The following is an 18,048-nucleotide window of genomic DNA, read 5'->3' as shown; positions in this document are numbered from 1 at the left end:
CGAACCCACCTTCGTCAGGCTTTTGCGTGGTCGAACCCGAGCAGTTCGGTATGAGCGCGGACGAGGACAAGTACCCCGGCGACTCCGGTCGTCGTCGGTTCGTCAAGGGTGTCGTCGGTGGCGCGACGCTGGCCGGCGTCGGTGCGACCGGCTCGGCGGCCATCAACAGTGTCACCTCCTCCTCGGGGGCCGGTGGCGGTGCCATCGAGGCGATGGCCATCGAGAACACGGCCGGACCCGCCCCGCGTGGGATGCCGCAGATCCCCGTCGAGATCGACGGTGGGGAACTGAAAGGTGTCTGGCCCGAGGTGAAGGAGGTCAAAGAGGGCGGTCGGACGATCAAAGTCGCCGAGACGGAGTTGGGCGGCAAGACGTACTCCTCGGCGTGGTTCCAGTTCTGTGGCGTGGAGTCGTACGAGGCCGTCCAGCCGGACTACGAGCCGGAGCAGGGGAACTACTTCCTCGCCCCCTCCTCGGCGACGTACGACTGGATGTCGGACCTCTCGGAGGGGGACCGGCTCACCGTCGACATGTTCTCCGACTACGAGTCGTGGGGTAACGGGATCGGCGTCGACGGACTCGGGAAGCCCGCCAACGGGATCTGGCGGTCGTTGGACACGGAGAACGACCTGCTCGTCAACGTGATCCGCTCGCCGGTGATCGAGGAACTCGCCGCCAGTGGCTCCGCGGAGGGCGCCGACGGCGAGACGTACGAGGTCAGCGACTCCGTCCAGACGTGGCTCCAGGCGTCGACCGCACAGGGGTTCGTCGCCTGGCTCAACAAGTGTACCCACTTCTGTTGTGTCCCCAAGTACAAGGGACTCGACGGCTCGGCGAAGTTCGACGCCGCCAACGAGGTGTACTGTCCGTGTCACCAGTCGGTGTACGAGCCGTTCAGCATCGTGTCGACGCTGTTCGCCGCCCGCCCGCGCCCCGCCTGATCCGCGGCGACCGTTCGCGCCGACCTTTTTGTCCGACGCGCGCCTCCCTGGAGACGTGACAGACGACACAGCCAGTGACGCGAGCGAACGTGGAGACGCCGGCCGCGTGGTGACCGACGGCGGGACGGAAGACGGGCGAACAGACGGCGAGTCACCGGGCGAGGAGGTCGACGACGAGGTGTTCGAACGCGAGTTGGAGACCGCCAGGGAGTTGTTGGCAGACGCCGACGACGTGTCTGCGCTGCACGTCGGGGTCGTCCGCGAGGGCCGCGTCGACACGACCGCGGCCCAACGCCCCGACGGCGACCGCGACGAACGGCTCCAAGCGCTGACGCTGTTGGCCAGTCACCTCCGGCTGGTCGCGGCACAGGCCGACGCGGAGTACGACGCCGTCGCCGCCAACGCGGCACAGATCGCCGGGCGATTCGAAGCCGGGGAGGCGACGCCGACACCCGACGAGGTGGAGTGACTCACCACCGACCCACGGGTCAGACGTCTTCGCCCGCGTCGCCGGGCGCGACGACGTTCGCGGTCTCGACGCGGACGAGTCCCTCTGTCTCGCACAGCGTCGCGACGGCCGTCTGCGGGAGGTCGACGCGGTAGGCGTCGAAGCCGAGCGCCTCGACCGTCTCGCCGTCCAGGTCGGCGACGGTCTCCGTCAGCGTCGCCTCGTCGGTCGCTTCGGGGTCGATCTCGACGACCAGCGCGACGGACTCCTCGGGGTGTGGCTCCGCACACAGTCGGCGAACTGGGTGTGAACGGTACACACGCGTCGGGTCGAGCCGCGAGAACGTAGCTCCGGCGGTTCTGGTCCCCAGATCGTGGCTCAGGCGACCCCGTGGACGCCGTCGACGGCGCCCCTGTGACGGTACTGCAGCCGAGAGTCACGCCGACTCGTCGTCTGCGCCGCTACCCGACGACGCAGACGCCGACGCGTGCCACCGGAACTCGACGGCGAACTCGGTGTCGGCGTCGTCCGTGGCCGACGCCTCGTCCGTGACGGTCACCGAGTCGGGCGCGGGCAGATCGACGCGGTCGTCGCCGCGAGCGATCCCGAACGAGCCGGGGTCCGCGAACAGGCGGTCGACGGCGGCGAGCTCGGTCGCCAGCCGGTCGCGGCGCGCGGTCGCCGTCGTCCCGGCGTCGCCGAACACTGGGTCGATCGACACGTCCTCGCTGCGGTTCGAGAGCACCGCGTTGAGCGCCACCCCCAACAAGACGACGAGGCCGGAGACGTACAGCCACGTGAGGAAGACGAGGATGGCGGCGAGCACACTCTCGTCGGGCTGTTCGCCGCTCCAGTCGACGTACACCCCGAACAGCGAGACGAACACGGTCAGGCCGACGGCGGCGAAGGCGGTCCCCGGGAGCACCTCGCGGGCGGTCACGTCCGTGTCCGGGAACACGTAGTACATCGGCCACAACGTCAGCGTCAACCCCACGACGAGCGCGAGTCGGTTGACGAGCAGCCAGCCGGGGCCAGCGCCGTCACCGGGGATCGCCGACGCGACCGTCCCGGCGACGACCACCGCGAGCGCGAACGCGACGGAGACGACGAACCCGTCTCGCACCTGGTCGAGGAAGCCGTTGGCCGCCTCCGTCTCGTACACGTCCGAGAACGCAGTGTCGAGGCCGCGGAACACTCGCAGCGTTCCCCACACGAGCACGAGTCCACCGACGAGCGACAGCCGCCGAGAGCGACTCGTCCGGCGGAGTTCCCCGAGTAGCACGTCCGCGGCACCCTCGGTGAACGCGGCGCCGACGACCGTGAACACCGCCTCCGTCGGCGCCAACTCCCCCAGCGCCGAGAGGACGAGCACCAGCAACAGCAACAACGGCAGTAGCGAGACGAACGCGTGGTAGGCGATACTCCCCGCGAGGAAGGTGAGCTGTTCGGCCCGCGCCTCTCGGACGAGCGCACGAGCGACCGTCACGACTCTGTCGGCGTCCACTGTCACGCCACCCGGTACGACACCCCTCACAAAAAGTCACACCACGCCGTCCGTCACCGCTCGCCGAGGTCCCCTCGTGTCGTCCGTCACCACTCGCCGGAGTCGCCTCGTGTCGCCCGACGTTCCGACCGACGGCCGCCGCCTGCGACCGGAGCCGAACGGCTTTGCGGGCGGCCGTCGTAGGGCGGCGCATGACCGTGATCGCGATGTTGTCGGTCGCACCGGTGATCGAAGACAGCATGGCCGGCGAGGTGGCGGAGGCCGTCGCGGCGCTGGACGACTTCGACGTGCGCTACGAGACGAACCCGATGGGGACCGTGATCGAGGCGGACGACGTGGACACGCTGTTCGCCGCCGTCCAGGCGGCCCACGAGGCCGTCGACGGCGACCGCGTCAGCACGTTCCTCAAGATCGACGACAAACGCGACAGTGACGGCCGCGCCGCCGAGAAGGTCGAGGCCGTCGAACGCGAACTCGGCCACGCCGCGACCAGCGACCGAGAACGCGACTGGGAGTGACACGCGTCGCGCCGCTGGCGGGGTCGTCGTCGTGTGTCGCGAGCCACCGCATCCCGGTCGCCGTCAGATCGGCCGTTTGCGGACGCTCCAGTTCCCGCTCTGCACGTCGATCTCGAACTGGCGGCTCCCCTGGTCGGACTTGACGACGAACGTGGAGCCGTCGATGGAGTACTCCGACAACACCTTCAGTTCGATCTCCTCGCGGATCGTGTCGAACCGGAGCACGTGTTGCCCACTGGCCTCGTAGACGCCCAACTCGAAGCTGGCGTGGTTCTCCGTCCCCGGGAACTCACAGAACACCGCGCCCTCGTCGCTCGACTGGACCTCGCCCCCGTTGTCCGTCGCCCACGTCTCGAACTCCGTCCGGAACGCCTCCGTGGTACCGTCGTCCCCCCACAGCCGTTTCATACCACCTCGGTGTGGCGGGACCCACAATTACCTGTCGGGACCCACACCGAGGTCCTTCGAACGGAGAGCGACGCGCCGACAGGCTGCTCTTGGCCCACAGTAATCTTATATTAGATGGAGACAGATTCAGCGATAGATGATCAGTGAGTTGCTGTCTCCAGAGATGATCGAGACGGTGGAACGGTGTATCTCACTGCTGTCGACCAGTACCGAGACCAGGACACCGACGGAGACCTCGCCCGGCGGGGCTCTGCTGAGGGGACTCCTCGAAGAGTTCCCGAACCTCCTGACCGTCGGCGTCGGCGGCTTCTCTGCCACACTGGGGTGGCGGCTGTGGAAGCGACCGCGATTGTCGGTCGCGGACGACGGTGTCGTCGTCGGTCCCTCTGCGATGAACGACCAGACGAGGACCTACCGCGTCCGTATCGAGAACACGGGACGACGTGCAGCCGAGAACTGTAAGCCTCGCCTCGACCTGACCGTCGTGACAGACGAAGTCGTAACCGATGTCTCGACACTGTGTGAGTGGGAAGGGCGCGAACAGCCGACGAAGACGACTATCAACGTCGGGGAAGTAGCCGAGTTCACACTGGCGGAGTACGACGAGGACGCCGAACGGGTCCGGTTCCCGTCTGGAGACGCGACCGCGGAGTCGGACGTGTTTCGCTACGAGGAGGACGAGACGTCGGGACGAGGCGACGGCGCACCGTGTATCGCAATCGGTGCGCGAGAGCTGACAAACGGGAAGTTGCGCGACAGCACCGTCACGGTCGCTGCTGAGAACGCCTCGTCCGTCGAACGAGGTGTCCAGTTGTGTGGCTCCGACGGGGAGTTCGACGTAGTGATCGGCGAGGACACCTGCGAGCAGACGGGACCCACTCCGACCCGTGATCAGATCACTCATGTACAACCCTGAAAAGTACGACACGTACCGAGCATCCCGTCTCGGAGACGACATCGAACTCCGTGTACACGAGAAACGAGGTCGGGACGTCGGAGCGATCCCTGGAGTCAATCCGGACTCCCAGGAACCACTTGTTGGATTTTACATCGAGTTTATAGATCTGAGAGACGCGAGTATACCCTCTGTAGTCGGTATCGAGCACGATCCACGCCCATACTACAATGGATACGATATGTTCGAACACGGAATCGTCGTTAGATTTCTTAAGAACGGATACCTTAAAGACGAGCGACGGTACTTAGAGCCGGACCGACTAGAGGGGCTGACGAACGACGAGTGCCTCTCCGTCGCGTACAGAGCAGTCCACCAACACGTCGACACTATCGTCGAAACAGCCGAAATATGAACAAGTCAGAGAACGATTCAGGCGTTCACGACATCGACGAGATGCGTGACACGATCGAGGACCACATCCAGGAGATCAACCGACACCTGGCAGAGAAGTCGGGTAGAGAGCCAGAACACTACGACACGGTGTCACGACACGTCGTCGGAGCGACGGGCGCGAGTCACACGGGGCGGGGTGTCGACCGATCGGAACGGGACGACACCGAGTGACGACGGTGGCGACTCCGGTGGACCGTGGTATCTGTACGAAGACGGACACGTCCCGATGCTCGGTGGACACGGCGGTCACTACGCTGACGGCAGATCGTACGGAACTTCCGTAGCCCACTCAAAACAGGAGCCGAACGTCGTCGTATGAACGGCGTGCACAGAGTGACCGCGGTCACCCTACTCGTGCTCGTCGCCGGCTGTGCGGGGTTCGTCGGATCGGGACCCGGTGGACAGCTGGAGGCGACGGTCGTCCCGTCAGAGTCGTTCGACGTCGAACCGGTCCCGCTGTCGGCGGTCGACGACGACCGCCTCCGGCGTGTGACCGAGCGGGCGGTCGGTGCCTACGAGTCGAACGGAACGGCAGCGTTCGTGGTCGTCTCCGTCCCACAGCGAGACCTGGACGAGACGAGGGAGCGGTACGAGCGGCTCACCGACCGGCCGGACGGAGAGTCGGGACGACTCGTCAGTTACCGCGGGTACACCGTCTGGGTTCGGCTGCTGATATACGCCTAGTCGGCAGTGATCACCTTCTGACCTCGACGACGAGAGAGACGGCCGGCTGTGACCCCTGCGCCGAGGTGCGAACGGGGTTCGACCCCGGTCGGCGCCGCCCGGTCACTTGAACCGGAACGTCTCCAGGTTCTTCGGCGCGAACGTCCGCATGTTGTAGTCGTGGTACAACGCCGACGAGAGGTCCTGGACGGACCGCTCGTCCCCGTGGACACACAACACCTTCTCCGGCCGCGGGTTCATCGTCCGTACGAAGTTCTCCAGTCCCTGGCGGTCGGCGTGCCCGGAGAAGCCGTCGACCGTCTCGACGCCCATCTCCAGGTTGAGTGTGCTGTTGCGCCGGGGGTCGTCCGGGTCCTGCACCGGGATCTGCTCGTGACCGCGCTGGATCTTGTCGCCGAGCGTCCCCTGTGCCTGGTAGCCGACGAAGGTGAGCGTCGAGTCTTCGTCGCTGCCGAGGTGGCGGAGCCACGACATGATCGGCCCGCCGGTGACCATCCCCGACGTCGAGAGGATGATACACGGATCACCGTCCGCGACCTCCTGCCGCTCCTCCTCCCCGCCGTCGATGTGGTTGAACTCGTCGGCGAGGAACGGGTTCTCGTCCTCGTGGAAGATCCGGTCTTGGAGGTCGTCGCGCAGGTACTCGGGGTAGGTGGTGTGGATCGCCGTCGCCTCCCAGATCATCCCGTCGAGGTGGACCGGCATCGAGGGGATCTTCCCCGACCGCATCGCCTCCTCCAACACGAGCATCATCTCCTGTGACCGCCCGACCGCGAACGCCGGGATCAACACCTTCCCGTCGTCCTCGTACGTCTCCCGGATCACCTCCAACAGCTTCCGCTCGGAGTCCTCCTGGTCCGTCTGGTAGTCGTTGCGACCGCCGTAGGTCGACTCCAACACGAGCGTCTCCACCCGCGGGAAGTCGTTGACCGCGCCGTTGAACAGCCGCGTGTCCTCGTAGTGGATGTCACCCGAGAAGGCGACGTTGTACAGCCCGTCGCCGACGTGGAAGTGCGACACCGCCGAGCCGAGGATGTGGCCGGCGTTGTGCATCGTGAGCTTCACGTCCGGCGCGATGTCCGTCACGTCGCCGTACTCCAGCGGGATACAGTGTTTGATCGCCTCGCGGACCTGCTCGGAGTCGTACGGCGGCGTCCGCCCCTCCTTGGCGGCCACGTCGAGGTAGTCCAGTGTGAGCAGCCCCATCAGGTCCCGTGTCGGCTCCGTACAGTAGATCGGGCCGTCGTAGCCGTACTTGAACAGCAGCGGGATCAACGCCGAGTGGTCGAGGTGGGCGTGCGTCAACACGACCGCGTCGAGGTTGCTCGCGCCCGCACCGAGCGCCTCGGGTACTTGCAGGTACGGCACGTCGTCGGAGCCGGGCTTGTCGCCACAGTCGATCAGGATACGCGTCTCCGCGGTGTTGAGCACGAAGGCCGCGCGGCCGACCTCGCGACAACAGCCGAGCGTGGAGATGCGGACCCACTGGTCGTCGGCCATCTCCTCGCGGTGGATCTGGCGGCCGACCTTCTCCAACACGTCGCGGCGCTCCTCGCGTTCGTGTTTCAGGAAGTTGCGGACGTTCGAGACCGTCGATGACTCGATGGGCGGCGTGCGGACTACCTCGGGCGTCCAGCCGACCTGTTTGGTGATCTCCCGGAGCGTCGAGCCGTGGCGGCCGATGACGAGTCCGGGTTTCTCCGCCTCGATGACGACCTCGCCGGTGTCCTGGTGGAAGTCCAGGTCGGTCACCCCGGCGTCCTCGGGGATGATCTCCCGGATGTCGTCTTCGGCCTCGCGGGGCGCGGACAACACGTCCGGGTGTGGGCGGACGGTGATCCGCTTGCGGAGCTTCGAGGCGAGGTTCCGGACGAGGTCGCCGTTGCGGGCGAACTGTTTCGGGTGACGAGTGTAGACGACCAGCTCCGGCCCCTCGTAGGTCACGTCGGTGACGGAGATGTCGTCTGGGATCTCGGACTCGATCTGTGCCTTCGTCTCTTCGAGTTGACGTTCGACTTGACTCATGGCTGCGAGGACGTACGTACCGGGAGTGTGGATCTGACCCGTGACATGGTGGTTGTGCGGAGCCGACTCGGTCCCGAGACGGTCGGAGTGTGTCCGACCCGTCTGCCGGGCGGCGACGCCCGGTCGCGGCGCCGAGTCGGCGCGTCGGTCGCGCGACGGCGACGAGAATCCGCTTACACCGTACTCCCGCGCGGAGTTACAAAAGCCTTCGCAAACCACAACCCCCTCGTCTCCGTCGGGACGGGTGTGCGAGTGACACCACAGACGGTCCGGGCGGAACGCGACTACGTCCGCGAGCGGGCCGACACGGTGGTCCCGTTGATCGACGCGACCCGGTCGGCGCTCGGCGAGGCGTTCGACGCCGAGTTCGAGCCCGTCTCACCGGCCGCCTACCGCGCGGAGGTGGACGCGGTGTTCGCGGACGGCGACCGAGCTGTCAACGTCGCGGCGCTCGTCGCCCTGCTGCGCGACCTCGACGTCGTCGACGACTACCCCGGGTTCGTCGTCGACGAACAGTTGGGGCGACTGCTGGCGAGCACGATCGCCGGTGGCCAGCCGCTCGCGACGCTCGCCGAGGCGACCTTCCACTACGCCGACACACACGTCGACGGTGGTGGGCCGCCCGCGACGGGTGACACCGAATCCGGCGACTCCGCTCCCCCAGACGCCGAGCCGGCGGGCGTCGACGACCTCGACGCCGCGCTGGCGGCCGGCTTCCAGACGCGACTCCCCGGCTGGGAGTGGACGGAGACGGCGAGTCCCTTCGCCGTCGAGTGAGTCGCGTCGCGAGCGACGGTCGGCGGGCAGTCCACCCGGGCAGTTCGGGGTTCCCGGCGCGGAAGGATACTGAAAGGGATTTACGTCGACCGTCTGAAGGGCGCGTATGGGATTGTTCGACCGAATCCGTGGCGACGACGACCCGCGCGTCGCCTTCGTCGGCATCGACGGCGTCCCGTTCAGCCTGCTCGCCGACAACCCCGAGGAGTTCCCGAACGTCGCGTCGATCATGGAGGAGGGTGCCGGTGGGGCCATCGACTCCATCGTCCCGCCGGAGTCGTCCGCCTGCTGGCCGGCGCTCACGACCGGGGTCAACCCCGGCGAGACCGGCGTCTACGGGTTCCAGGATCGCGAGGTCGGCTCGTACGACACGTACGTCCCGATGGGGCGTGACGTACAGGCCACCCGCCTGTGGGACCGCGTGAGCGAGGCCGGCCGCGACGCCTCCGTGTTCAACGTCCCCGTGACGTTCCCGCCACAGCGGAACGTCCAACGGATGGTCTCCGGGTTCCTCTCGCCGTCCATCGAGAAGGCCGCCTACCCGGACGAACTCGGCGAGTACCTCTCAGGGATCGGGTACAAGATCGACGCCGACCCGAAGCTCGGCCACGACGACGACAAGACGGAGTTCCTCGCGGACGCCAACGAGACGCTGGACCGCCGCTACGAGGCGTTCGACCACTACGCCGAGCAGGACGACTGGGACCTGTTCTTCGGCGTGTTCATGACGACCGACCGCGTGAACCACTTCCTGTTCGAGGACTACCTCGAGGAGGGTGAGTACTACGAGGAGTTCATGGCGTTCTACCGGACGGTCGACGACTACATCGGGCGACTCCGGGAGACCTTCCCCGACGACGTGACGATGGTGATCGCCTCCGACCACGGCTTCATGCACGAGGTGTACGAGGTCGACTGCAACCGCTGGCTCGCGGACAACGGCTGGCTCTCGTTCGCGGACGACGACCACGAGGAACTCGCGGACATCTCCGACGACACGGAGGCGTACTCGCTGATCCCCGGCCGATTCTACATCAACAAGGAGGGTCGCGAACCGCGCGGTGCGGTACCACCCGCGGAGTTCGAGGCGAAACGCGCCGAACTCAAGGAGGAGTTGGAGGCGATGACCGGTCCGGACGGCGAGCCGGTCGCCAAGCGCGTCGTCGTCGGCGAGGACGTGTTCGACGGCGCCCACGACGACATCGCGCCGGATCTGGTCGTGATCCCCAACGAGGGGTTCGACCTGAAGGCGAAGTTCAAGCCCAGCGACGACGGCGTGTTCTACCACGGCCCGCGCAACGGGATGCACAGCTTCGAGAACGCGACGCTGCTCGTCGACGACCCGGACGTCTCCGTCCCCGAGGGCACCGACCTCTACGACATCGCCCCGACGATCCTCGACCTGATGGAGGTCGACTACGAGGCGACGGCCTTCGACGGCGAGTCGCTGGCCTGACCGGGCGACGGCGACACCCGACGTCGGAGATTCTGTCGAATCGTCACTCGGTTCCACCCGAACCGACGCACCTCTAGTCCCGACCGCCGATACCGACGGTTCGTCGTCGGGACACGACTCTGCGAGTTCGACACCCACCGCTGGACCGACACCGACGGCGTCGCCACTCGGGCGTGGGGTGAGAGAGAAGAGCCGGCGTCACGCCGGCGACAGTGCGGCGACTACAGCAGCCCCGTCTTCTGGAGCTTCATCAGGTCCTCGGTGTCGAGGGTCTCGCCGTCCTTGAACTTCTGGTAGATCTCCTCGGCCTCTTCGCGTTCCTCTTCGGCCTTCTTCTCGCGCTCTTCCTTCTGCTCTTCTTCCTCCTTCTTGTCCAACTCGCGCAGGCGCTTCTGGACGCGGACGAAGTCCTCGTGGTGCTGGTCGGCCGCCTCCTGGGCCTCCACGAACTTCTCGTGGACGATGTCGGCCTCGTCGCGGATCTCGTCGGCCTCGCGGTAGGCCTCGATCATCTCGTTGTGGTGCTCCTGGGCCTCGTCGGCCAGCTCCGTCACCTTCTGGTGGTGCTGGGAGGCCTCGCTGCGGACCTCCTCGGCCTCCTCGATCAGGTCCTCGAGTTCGTCACTCTGGTCGACCTTCTCCTTGCGCTCTTGGAGCTGTTCGCGCTTGGTCTCGATCTTCTCGATCAGCTCGCGCTCGTCCTCGGCGTCGAGCACCTCCGTCTGCTGTTTGAACTCGAGGTCCTCGATCTCCTCTTTCAGCTCCTCGATGGACTTCTCGTCGTCCAGTTCGAGGTCCTGTTTCATCTCCTCGACCTCGTCGAAGAGCTCGTTGGCCTCGGCGTTGAGCTGGTTGCGGCTCTCCTTGTGCTCTTGGACCTGCTCGTTGAGCTCGTCCCGCTTCTCGCGGTGTTCCTGGGCCTCGTCGACCTTCTCGCGTGTCTTCGCGTTGAGGTCGTCGCGTGTGGAGGCGCGATCGGAGGCCATCTGGTTCAGGTCGTTCCGACGATCCCGGAGCTGGCCGGCGAGTTTGATCAGTTCGCCCTTGGACCCAGTCTCCAGTTTCTCGTCGTCTAGCTGTACGTTTCGCGATTCGTCCATCGGTTCGAGATCGTGTTTCTCGAGTACTTCCGATTCCGTTGCCATGGTTAGTACCTCGACACCATCACCGCTCCGGGCGTGGCGGTCGCTGCGGAACTGTCGCGTCCGGCCGTACGAGTTCGAGAACGCTGTGTCATTCCGCGCACGATACACCACGCCCGAAGGCGCTCTGGTGACTACGACTACTGCAGTATCCTACATAAGCACTTCGGTGCAGACTCGAGTGAAAACAGGTACCACACCCCGGAGACGCCGGCGAACGGGACCACCGGCCGCTCCCGGTGTCGGGGAGCCGTCCGTCACTCACGCCGGCGGATCTGCCCGTCCGTCACTCACGCCGGAGGCGACCGGTACCACTCACACCCCGCGGTAGTCCCCGAGCCGCGTCCCGTCGAGGAGGTACGCCTGCGCGCTGGGGAGTGCGCCGGGGAGGAACGGCGCGAGGAACCCCTGGCCCTCGACGTTCACCCACGTCCCGCCGGACCGGTCGTTGAACGCCGGGACGACGACGAGTTCGGGCGCGTTCCACTCGGCGGCGACACCCTCCTCGGCGAACGGCTCGCGTGCGAGCGGGCCACGGAGCCACGCCCGCTCGGCGCGGGCACGGCCCACCTCGTCGGCGAGTTTGACCGCGGGGTGTTCGTGGCCGACACAGACCACGTCGGCGGCCAACACGTCCGGGTCGGGCCAGGTGTGGCCGTGGACGAACCCGACGCGTCCGATCCGCGTCCCGCCGGGCGCGGTCGTCTGCAGGCGGTCCGCGAACGCCTCCGCGAGACCGGCGTCGTGGTTCCCGCGCACCAGCGTCACCGGGACGGCGAGCGCGTCGAGCAGCGTCTCGATCTCGTCGCGCTCCGTGTCGCCCGCGCCGGAGACGCGGTGCCCGAAGTCGCCGACGACGACGAGCCGGTCGGGGTCGGTACGGTCGACCAGCGACAGCAGTCGCTCGCGGCGACGCGGCGCGGCGCTGTCGAGTTCGACGCCGCGCTCGTAACGGAGCCCCACCTCGATCCCGGCGTGGTAGTCGGCGACCACGAGCGCTCGCTCGCCGTCGAGTCGCGCGGTCGCCGCCGGTGCGTCCGGGACGGGTTCGACGAGGGGCCGGCGGTCGCGCGACCGCGAGTCGGTGTGTCCCCCGTCACCGCTGGCGAGGGGCGATCCGTCTCTCCGATCGGGTGCCGAGCCGTCTCCGTCGTCGGGTGCCATCAGATCGGCTTGAGTCCGCCGCCCGCCTCGTAACACTGCCCGTTCATCAGCGCGTCCTGGATCGCCTCCTCCACGTCCTCGGGCGAGGCACCGTAGCGGTCTACCGTCGCCGCCAGCACCTCCTCGCGGTCGACACCGTCGCCGTCGTTCAACTCCGCCATCACGTCGACGACGGCCGCGGTGAGGTTCACGTCGTCGAGATCCGGCGTCTCCGCCTCGTCGTCGGAGTCGGTCTCCGACTCGGCGTCCGCCGTCTCCGTCGCGTCGTCGGCCGTCGTCTCCGTGGCCGAGCCGGTGGTCGCCTCGGCGGAGCCGGCCGAGCCAGTCGTCGTCTCGGTCGCGGCAGGTGTCGACTCGCCCTCGTCGGCGTCGGGGACGATCTCCTCGGGATCGGGAGCGTCCAACTCGGACTCCTCGGGATCGGGCACCTCGGTGCCGGTCGAGAAGCTCACGTCGTGTTCCGCCATCACTTCCTCGCGTTCCTCCTCGGTCAGGGCGTCGTCGAGGTCGTCCTCGTCCACGTCCGCCGGGTCGACGGCTGCCTCCGTCGCGTCGTCCGGGTCGCTCGTGGTGTCGTCACCCTCGGCGACGGGGTCGTCGTCCGCGCCGCCGGCTGGGTCCTCGAACGACCCGAGGTCGCCGCCGTCGTCCGCCACGCCGCCGGTGTCGTCGAACGAGCCCAGGTCGTCGGTGGCGTCGACCGGTTCGGAGTCGTCCGCGACCGTCGCCGTCGACGAGTCGCCGTCGACGGCGTCTCCGGCGGGCGCGTCGCCGTCGGCGCCTCCGACCGACGCATCACCGGTGTCCTCGAACGAGCCCAGGTCGTCCGTGTCCGTGTCCGTCTCCGTCTCTAGGTCCGTCTCGGAGGCGCTCTCCTCGGTCGGTGTCTCTCCGGGGTCCGGTTCCGAAGCCGTACTCTCCGTCGGCGCGCCACCGGTGTCCGTTGCGGTCGCCGTCTCCGTCGGGGTCGTCGCCGCCGGTTCGCCGCCGCCGCTGGCCGTACTCTCCGTCGGCGCGTCGCCGGTCGCCGTCGTCGACTCCGTCTCCGTCGCCGGCGCCGCCGACTGTCCGCCGTCGCTCGTGTCCGCGGTCGCCGCCGTCGCGTCCGTGTCCATCTGCGTCGCGTCCGTGTCGACCGCACTCGTCTCCCCGTCGACCTCGCCCACGTCTGCGGCCGTCTCCGTCGAGTCCGGGTCGGCGTCGGTCTCCGCCACACCCGTGTCGGCCTCCGTCGCTGCTGCCGACTCGTCGAGTCGGGCCCACGTCGGCAGCGGGCCGACCGCGTCGCCGTCGGCGGCGGGGTCGGGCGTCGTCGCCGCGACCTCCTCGCGTTCGTCCGCGACGACACCCAACGCCTGGACGGCCACCTCGCGGAGCCCCTCCAGGTAGCCCGCGGTCGTCCCGTAGTGGTCCAGCGCCAGCGGAACACCGGCGGCCAGCGACTCGTCGACGCCGGCCGCGACGAGTCGTTCGCGCAACGCGTCGCCGCGCTCCGCGAACTCGCGGGCGGCGGCCATCACGCCGACGCGACGCAGCGTCGCCCGCGCGGCGTCGACCACCCACGCGTCGCGGGTGTCCGCGTCGACCTCGTTCAATCGCTCCGGGCGGACGGAGGTGTACACCACGTCGGAGTCGTCCGGCTGGAACGTCCGGCCCTTCCCGGCGAGCGAGACGAACGCCGGCGGCGTCGTCCGGTCGAGGAACGCCACCTCGTCGGGCTGGTACTGGCCCGCGTAGGTGACGAACGCCCCGGTCGGGTCCACCACGCGTCCACGCAGCGTGTCCTCGTTGACCGTCTCCACCTCCGTGAGCACGCCCGCCACGAACAGCCGGTTGACCCGCGCGCCGGTCGGCGTGACCACGTAGTTCGGCGCGCGATCCTCGTCACTCTCCGAGTACTCGAAGGCGGCGTCCTCGAACTCCGCGGCGAACAGCCGGTGGGCGACCTCGCGCTCACCCGGCCCGCCGTCGTCGCCGTCCGCGCTCACGCGCCGTCACCTCCCGTGGCGTCGGCCGAACGATCGAGAACGGCCGCCCCCGACGCGACGGGCCGACCGCCGTCCGTCGCGGCGCGCACCTCCTCGAGCAGTCGCGTCGCGCGACTCGCGGCCGACTCGTCGGTCGGCGCGAACTCGCTGGCGTCGAGGTTCGCGCCGTAGTCGTCGACGGACAGGTGGCCGCGGACGCGGAACTCGCGTCCCTCTATCTCCGTCGCGATCTCGTCGGCGACCACGTCGCGATCCATCGCGTCGCGCGCCGCGTCGAGTGCGTCCTCCAGGGTGCCACCGTACACCTCCGTCGTCAACTCCGTCCCGAGGATCGCGGTGACGGTGTCCGTCCCGTCGTCGAGGATCGCCTTCACTCGGAGGTCGTCTTCGGGGTCGACCGCCCCGTGGCTGCGACACTGGCCGTTCTGGACGAGGCGGCCACACTCCGGACACCGCTGGATCAGTCCGGAGCCGTCTCGCACTTCCAGGACGTTCCCGACCACTTCCACGTCGTACATCCCGCCGGTCTCGACGGCCTCGCGGATCGAGACGCGCGGTGCCTCGTCGGAGACGGTCACGTCCGCGGGCGCGACCTCCGTGAACTCCGTGAGGTTCACCGACGGCACGCCACGGAACTCCCGGACGTACACGTCTTCGAGCCGGAGTTCGGCCCCCTCGGCGACCTCCGGACGGGGCTGCCAGTCTGTGAACGGGAGCCGGGCAGTCTCGTCGGCGAGCACACCCGAGAGGATCTCCGTCTCCCCGTCGCGGCCGTCGATGGTCCGTTCCTCCAGTTCCAGCACCCGCGCCTCGACGTTGCGCCCGCGGTCGCCCGGTTCCAGTTCGAGCAGGTCGCGGTCGCCGCCGACGGGGTACGGCACCTCCAGCGCCTCGGACTCCAACGCGACCGTCGTCGACTCGCCGAGGTTGAGCTCCGGCTCTCCCTCCCACTCGCGGACGCCGGCGTTGCCGACGGTGACCGTGTCGCCGGGTTCGAAGCCGAAGTCCTGCCAGGCGGTGTAGCTGATCCGGCCGGTGTCGTCGGCGATCTCCCCCTCGCGGATGGTGGAGTCGGTCCCCTCGTAGCGGATCGTCCGGGTGCCGACGGTCAACACGCGGCCGGTGACGGTGACGTTGCCGCCGTCCGGTTCCACGTCGGCCACGTCGACCGCCGACGGGCTGGCGTCGCCGCCGCCCCCGTCGCCGTACTTCCGTCGGACGGACTGTTTCGCCTCGTCGATGGGGACGCTGTACTCCAACAGGTTCTCCAGGTCCGCTCTGACCTCCTCTTTGTCGACACCGAGGGAGGAGGCGAGCTCCTCGGCGTGGCTGTCGACGTCCATACCCGACGCTTCCCCCGCATCGGGCAAAAGGATTCCTCCGCGGGCGGACGGGCGTCGTGTCGAGACGATCACGCCGCCGAGACGACCGCACCGCCGAGACGACCACCGGCAGGGACACGGACTTCCGGGTGGCGGTCCAACGAGCGGACGTGCCGACCGACACCGATGCGGACGCCGACCGGACCGACGGGGACGACGCCCCCGACCGGAACGTGTTCGGCGAGCCGCTCCAGCCGTGTTGTACCGACCCCGCGACGGGGGCGTTGCGCGACGGGTTCTGTCGCAGTCTGGACGGCGACCCCGGCCGCCACGAGGTGTGTGCCGTCGTCACCGAGGAGTTCTTGGAGTTCTCGCGGCGGCGCGGCAACGACCTGATCACGCCGCGCGAACACCTCGACTTCCCGGGGCTGTCGGACGGGGACCGCTGGTGTCTCTGTGTCCCGCGGTGGATCGAGGCCCACGAGGCTGGCGTCGCGCCGCCGGTGGAGTTGGCGGCGACCAACGAGGCGGTCCTCGACGAGATCGACCGCGAGACGCTCGAGGCGTACGCCGTCGAGGACACAGGCGGTGACGGAGACGGATCGAGTGCCGACGAGGGTGAGGCCGAGTCGGACGGCCGCGACGGGGCGTGACTGTGGCCGCTGGGCCCCGGTTCGACCCGACGAGACGGGGTGTGTCGAGACGCCTCCGACTAGGCACTTATCAGGGATCACGACCCACAGACGACCGTGAACGGTGACACGGACACGTCGGACGGCCGGTCGGCGTCGCGTGACGCGCCACCGGACGTGGACGACGTACGGCGAGTGGTCGCGGCCGTGGACGGACCGGCAGTCACGACGGGCGAGGTCGCAGACAGGCTCGACCGGCCGGGAGACGCGACGCGGGCGGCGCTCGACGACGCGGCTGCGTCGGGGCTGCTCCGTCGCCGGGAGTCGGACGGCGTGACACTCTGGTGGCTCCCGGCGGGAGAGACGGAGGCCGGTCCCCCGGCCGCCGGAGCAGCGTTCTCAGACGCCGACCCGGAGCCGACGGACACTGACGCGAGTGCAGAGTCGGACTCGTTCGGACGACTGGCCCGCGAGGAACGAGCGGCCGCGGGCGAGGCGTGGGATCGGCGACTCGGGGAGTCGGACGGCGCCGACTGATCCCGACGGAAGGGCACCGAGCGGGGCCGGGGATGCTCAGACGACGCGGTTCTCCAGCGGCTCGTCGGCGACGAGGTTGGCGACGTTGCGCGCCAACACGTCGGCGGTCCGCTCGTAGTACTCGGGGGAGTGCCCGGCGTTGTGCGGGGTGATCCGTACGTCCTCGAAGGTCCACAGCGGGTGGTCCGGCGGGAGCGGTTCGGGGTCCGTCACGTCGAGGAACGCGCCGCCGAGACGGTTCCACCGCAGCGCACGCACCAGCGCGTCCGTCTCCACCACCGCACCGCGGGCGACGTTGACCAGCGAAGCGTGCGAGGGGAGTGTGTCGAACGCCTCGTCGTCGAGGAGGCCCTCCGTCTCGTCCGTCAACGGACACGCGAGGACGAGGTGGTCCGCGTCCGCGAGCGCCGTGTGGAAGTCGTCGTAGCCGTACACTCGCTCGACTGGGCCACCCGTCTCCGGAGTGTGGCGGACGCCGACGCGCTCGACGCCGAACGGGGCGAGTCGCTCCGCGACCGCGGTGCCGATGGCGCCGAGCCCGACGACGCAGACGGTACTGTCGTACAGTTCCCGACACTGGTAGGAGCTCCACTCGCGACGGTCCTGTTGCCGGGTGGCACGCCGGAAGTCGCGCGCCAGCGACACCAGCGCGCCGACGACGTACTCCGAGACGTTCGGCCCGTGGACACCCGATGCGTTCGTCAGCGGCACGTCCGCGTCCGCGAACACGTCGGTGTCGAGGTGGCTCGTCCCGGCGTACACGCAGGCGACGAGCCGGAGGTGGGCGGCGTCGCCCGCCGCGATGTGTGTCTGTGCGCGCCGTCCCTCGCCGGTGACGACGGCGGCGCGACGGATCGCGTCCCGCTCTTCGTCGGGCGTCCGTGCGAGTGTCACCTCGTGGTCCGGCAGCCGCTCGCGGAGCGCGGCGGCGTAGTCGCTGGCCGGCATCCCGTGGATCGACTGCCGCGTGACGACGATCTCCATACGGTCGCGTTCGGCGGGCGCGTACTCGAAGGTACCGAGACGGCGCGTGGTGTCTGCCGGCACTCGGGAGACGGGTGCTGTCGAGAAGACGAGGTGTCCGGCGACGACCGGGTGTCGGTGTGACGACCCGTCGTCGGGGGTCACACTCCGGGCACGGAGGGGACCAT

The 18,048-nt window shown here is 68.5% G+C and carries 20 protein-coding genes; 11 read left to right on the top strand and 9 right to left on the bottom strand.

The genetic code is table 11. The features are described 5' to 3' along the window. Nucleotides 1-50 precede the first annotated feature (50 nt). Together RYH80_RS11265 and RYH80_RS11260 are read left to right on the top strand one after the other, a co-directional pair. A complete protein-coding gene (locus RYH80_RS11265) occupies nucleotides 51-941 on the top strand; it encodes a ubiquinol-cytochrome c reductase iron-sulfur subunit (protein ID WP_370903969.1) in 891 nt (296 codons plus the stop codon). A gap of 55 nt (nucleotides 942-996) precedes the next feature. After that, nucleotides 997-1,410: a DUF8113 family protein gene (locus RYH80_RS11260; protein ID WP_370903968.1), complete on the top strand. Its 414-nt coding sequence runs from the start codon at nucleotides 997-999 to the stop codon at nucleotides 1,408-1,410. Between the two features lie 19 nt (nucleotides 1,411-1,429). Here RYH80_RS11260 and RYH80_RS11255 read toward each other — a convergent pair whose 3' ends face one another. Then, nucleotides 1,430-1,708 (bottom strand): hypothetical protein, encoded by a 279-nt coding sequence (locus tag RYH80_RS11255; protein ID WP_370903967.1) that lies wholly within the window; start codon nucleotides 1,706-1,708, stop codon nucleotides 1,430-1,432. A gap of 117 nt (nucleotides 1,709-1,825) precedes the next feature. After that, complete coding sequence (locus tag RYH80_RS11250; protein ID WP_370903966.1) at nucleotides 1,826-2,899, bottom strand: YihY/virulence factor BrkB family protein; 1,074 nt, start codon at nucleotides 2,897-2,899, stop codon at nucleotides 1,826-1,828. A 185-nt stretch (nucleotides 2,900-3,084) separates the two neighbouring features. Between RYH80_RS11250 and RYH80_RS11245 the strand changes: the two genes are divergently transcribed. Beyond that, nucleotides 3,085-3,411 (top strand): MTH1187 family thiamine-binding protein, encoded by a 327-nt coding sequence (locus RYH80_RS11245; RefSeq protein ID WP_370903965.1) that lies wholly within the window; start codon nucleotides 3,085-3,087, stop codon nucleotides 3,409-3,411. 63 nt (nucleotides 3,412-3,474) lie between these two features. On the opposite strand, the gene RYH80_RS11240 is transcribed toward RYH80_RS11245, so the two are convergent. Then, on the bottom strand, nucleotides 3,475-3,819 hold the full coding sequence (locus tag RYH80_RS11240) for a hypothetical protein (RefSeq protein WP_370903964.1): 345 nt from the start codon (nucleotides 3,817-3,819) through the stop codon (nucleotides 3,475-3,477). Nucleotides 3,820-3,955: 136 nt separating this feature from the next. Here RYH80_RS11240 and RYH80_RS11235 point away from each other — a divergent pair, with 136 nt between their 5' ends. The 4 genes from RYH80_RS11235 to RYH80_RS11220 all read left to right on the top strand — a co-directional run bounded on the left by RYH80_RS11235 (nucleotide 3,956) and on the right by RYH80_RS11220 (nucleotide 5,854). Continuing rightward, nucleotides 3,956-4,735 carry a hypothetical protein gene (locus RYH80_RS11235; RefSeq protein WP_370903963.1) on the top strand — a complete coding sequence of 260 codons (780 nt, stop codon included), beginning with the start codon at nucleotides 3,956-3,958 and terminating at the stop codon, nucleotides 4,733-4,735. After that, the gene (locus RYH80_RS11230) at nucleotides 4,707-5,129 is read left to right on the top strand and encodes a hypothetical protein (RefSeq protein ID WP_370903962.1); all 423 of its coding nucleotides are present in this window, start codon (nucleotides 4,707-4,709) and stop codon (nucleotides 5,127-5,129) included. The genes RYH80_RS11235 and RYH80_RS11230 overlap by 29 nt, the downstream gene beginning before the upstream one ends. Next, nucleotides 5,126-5,341, top strand: a complete 216-nt coding sequence (locus RYH80_RS11225; protein ID WP_370903961.1) for a hypothetical protein — start codon at nucleotides 5,126-5,128, stop codon at nucleotides 5,339-5,341. Before RYH80_RS11230 ends, RYH80_RS11225 begins: the two co-directional genes overlap by 4 nt. 144 nt (nucleotides 5,342-5,485) lie before the next feature. After that, on the top strand, nucleotides 5,486-5,854 hold the full coding sequence (locus tag RYH80_RS11220) for a hypothetical protein (protein ID WP_370903960.1): 369 nt from the start codon (nucleotides 5,486-5,488) through the stop codon (nucleotides 5,852-5,854). Between the two features lie 102 nt (nucleotides 5,855-5,956). Here the strand turns inward: RYH80_RS11220 and RYH80_RS11215 are convergent, their stop codons facing one another. Continuing rightward, complete coding sequence (locus RYH80_RS11215) at nucleotides 5,957-7,879, bottom strand: beta-CASP ribonuclease aCPSF1 (RefSeq protein ID WP_370903959.1); 1,923 nt, start codon at nucleotides 7,877-7,879, stop codon at nucleotides 5,957-5,959. A gap of 246 nt (nucleotides 7,880-8,125) precedes the next feature. On the opposite strand from RYH80_RS11215, the gene RYH80_RS11210 reads away from it, so the two are divergent. Further along, nucleotides 8,126-8,656 (top strand): DUF7984 family protein, encoded by a 531-nt coding sequence (locus tag RYH80_RS11210; protein WP_370903958.1) that lies wholly within the window; start codon nucleotides 8,126-8,128, stop codon nucleotides 8,654-8,656. A gap of 106 nt (nucleotides 8,657-8,762) precedes the next feature. Further along, nucleotides 8,763-10,112, top strand: a complete 1,350-nt coding sequence (locus RYH80_RS11205; RefSeq protein WP_370903957.1) for an alkaline phosphatase family protein — start codon at nucleotides 8,763-8,765, stop codon at nucleotides 10,110-10,112. Nucleotides 10,113-10,333: 221 nt separating this feature from the next. On the opposite strand, the gene RYH80_RS11200 is transcribed toward RYH80_RS11205, so the two are convergent. The 4 genes from RYH80_RS11200 to RYH80_RS11185 form a co-directional block, all read right to left on the bottom strand. Next, on the bottom strand, nucleotides 10,334-11,257 hold the full coding sequence (locus tag RYH80_RS11200) for a coiled-coil protein (protein WP_370903956.1): 924 nt from the start codon (nucleotides 11,255-11,257) through the stop codon (nucleotides 10,334-10,336). A gap of 312 nt (nucleotides 11,258-11,569) precedes the next feature. Next, nucleotides 11,570-12,418: a metallophosphoesterase gene (locus RYH80_RS11195; RefSeq protein WP_370903955.1), complete on the bottom strand. Its 849-nt coding sequence runs from the start codon at nucleotides 12,416-12,418 to the stop codon at nucleotides 11,570-11,572. Further along, nucleotides 12,418-14,406, bottom strand: a complete 1,989-nt coding sequence (locus RYH80_RS11190; RefSeq protein ID WP_370903954.1) for a rpa-associated protein — start codon at nucleotides 14,404-14,406, stop codon at nucleotides 12,418-12,420. The genes RYH80_RS11195 and RYH80_RS11190 overlap by 1 nt, the downstream gene beginning before the upstream one ends. Beyond that, nucleotides 14,403-15,749, bottom strand: a complete 1,347-nt coding sequence (locus RYH80_RS11185; RefSeq protein ID WP_370903953.1) for a Single-stranded DNA binding protein — start codon at nucleotides 15,747-15,749, stop codon at nucleotides 14,403-14,405. Before RYH80_RS11185 ends, RYH80_RS11190 begins: the two co-directional genes overlap by 4 nt. A gap of 149 nt (nucleotides 15,750-15,898) precedes the next feature. On the opposite strand from RYH80_RS11185, the gene RYH80_RS11180 reads away from it, so the two are divergent. Together RYH80_RS11180 and RYH80_RS11175 are read left to right on the top strand one after the other, a co-directional pair. After that, nucleotides 15,899-16,381, top strand: a complete 483-nt coding sequence (locus tag RYH80_RS11180) for a DUF2237 family protein (protein ID WP_370904705.1) — start codon at nucleotides 15,899-15,901, stop codon at nucleotides 16,379-16,381. Nucleotides 16,382-16,477: 96 nt separating this feature from the next. Continuing rightward, nucleotides 16,478-16,897: a hypothetical protein gene (locus tag RYH80_RS11175; protein ID WP_370903952.1), complete on the top strand. Its 420-nt coding sequence runs from the start codon at nucleotides 16,478-16,480 to the stop codon at nucleotides 16,895-16,897. A gap of 36 nt (nucleotides 16,898-16,933) precedes the next feature. On the opposite strand, the gene RYH80_RS11170 is transcribed toward RYH80_RS11175, so the two are convergent. Next, nucleotides 16,934-17,881, bottom strand: coding sequence for a D-2-hydroxyacid dehydrogenase (locus RYH80_RS11170; protein WP_370903951.1), 948 nt, complete (start codon nucleotides 17,879-17,881; stop codon nucleotides 16,934-16,936). Between the last annotated feature and the right edge of the window lie 167 nt (nucleotides 17,882-18,048).

The sequence above is a fragment of the Halobaculum sp. MBLA0147 genome, assembly GCF_041361345.1.
Classification (GTDB): domain Archaea; phylum Halobacteriota; class Halobacteria; order Halobacteriales; family Haloferacaceae; genus JAHENP01.
Note: the sequence above shows the minus strand (reverse complement) of the source record. Positions and strands in the feature narration are given on the sequence as shown.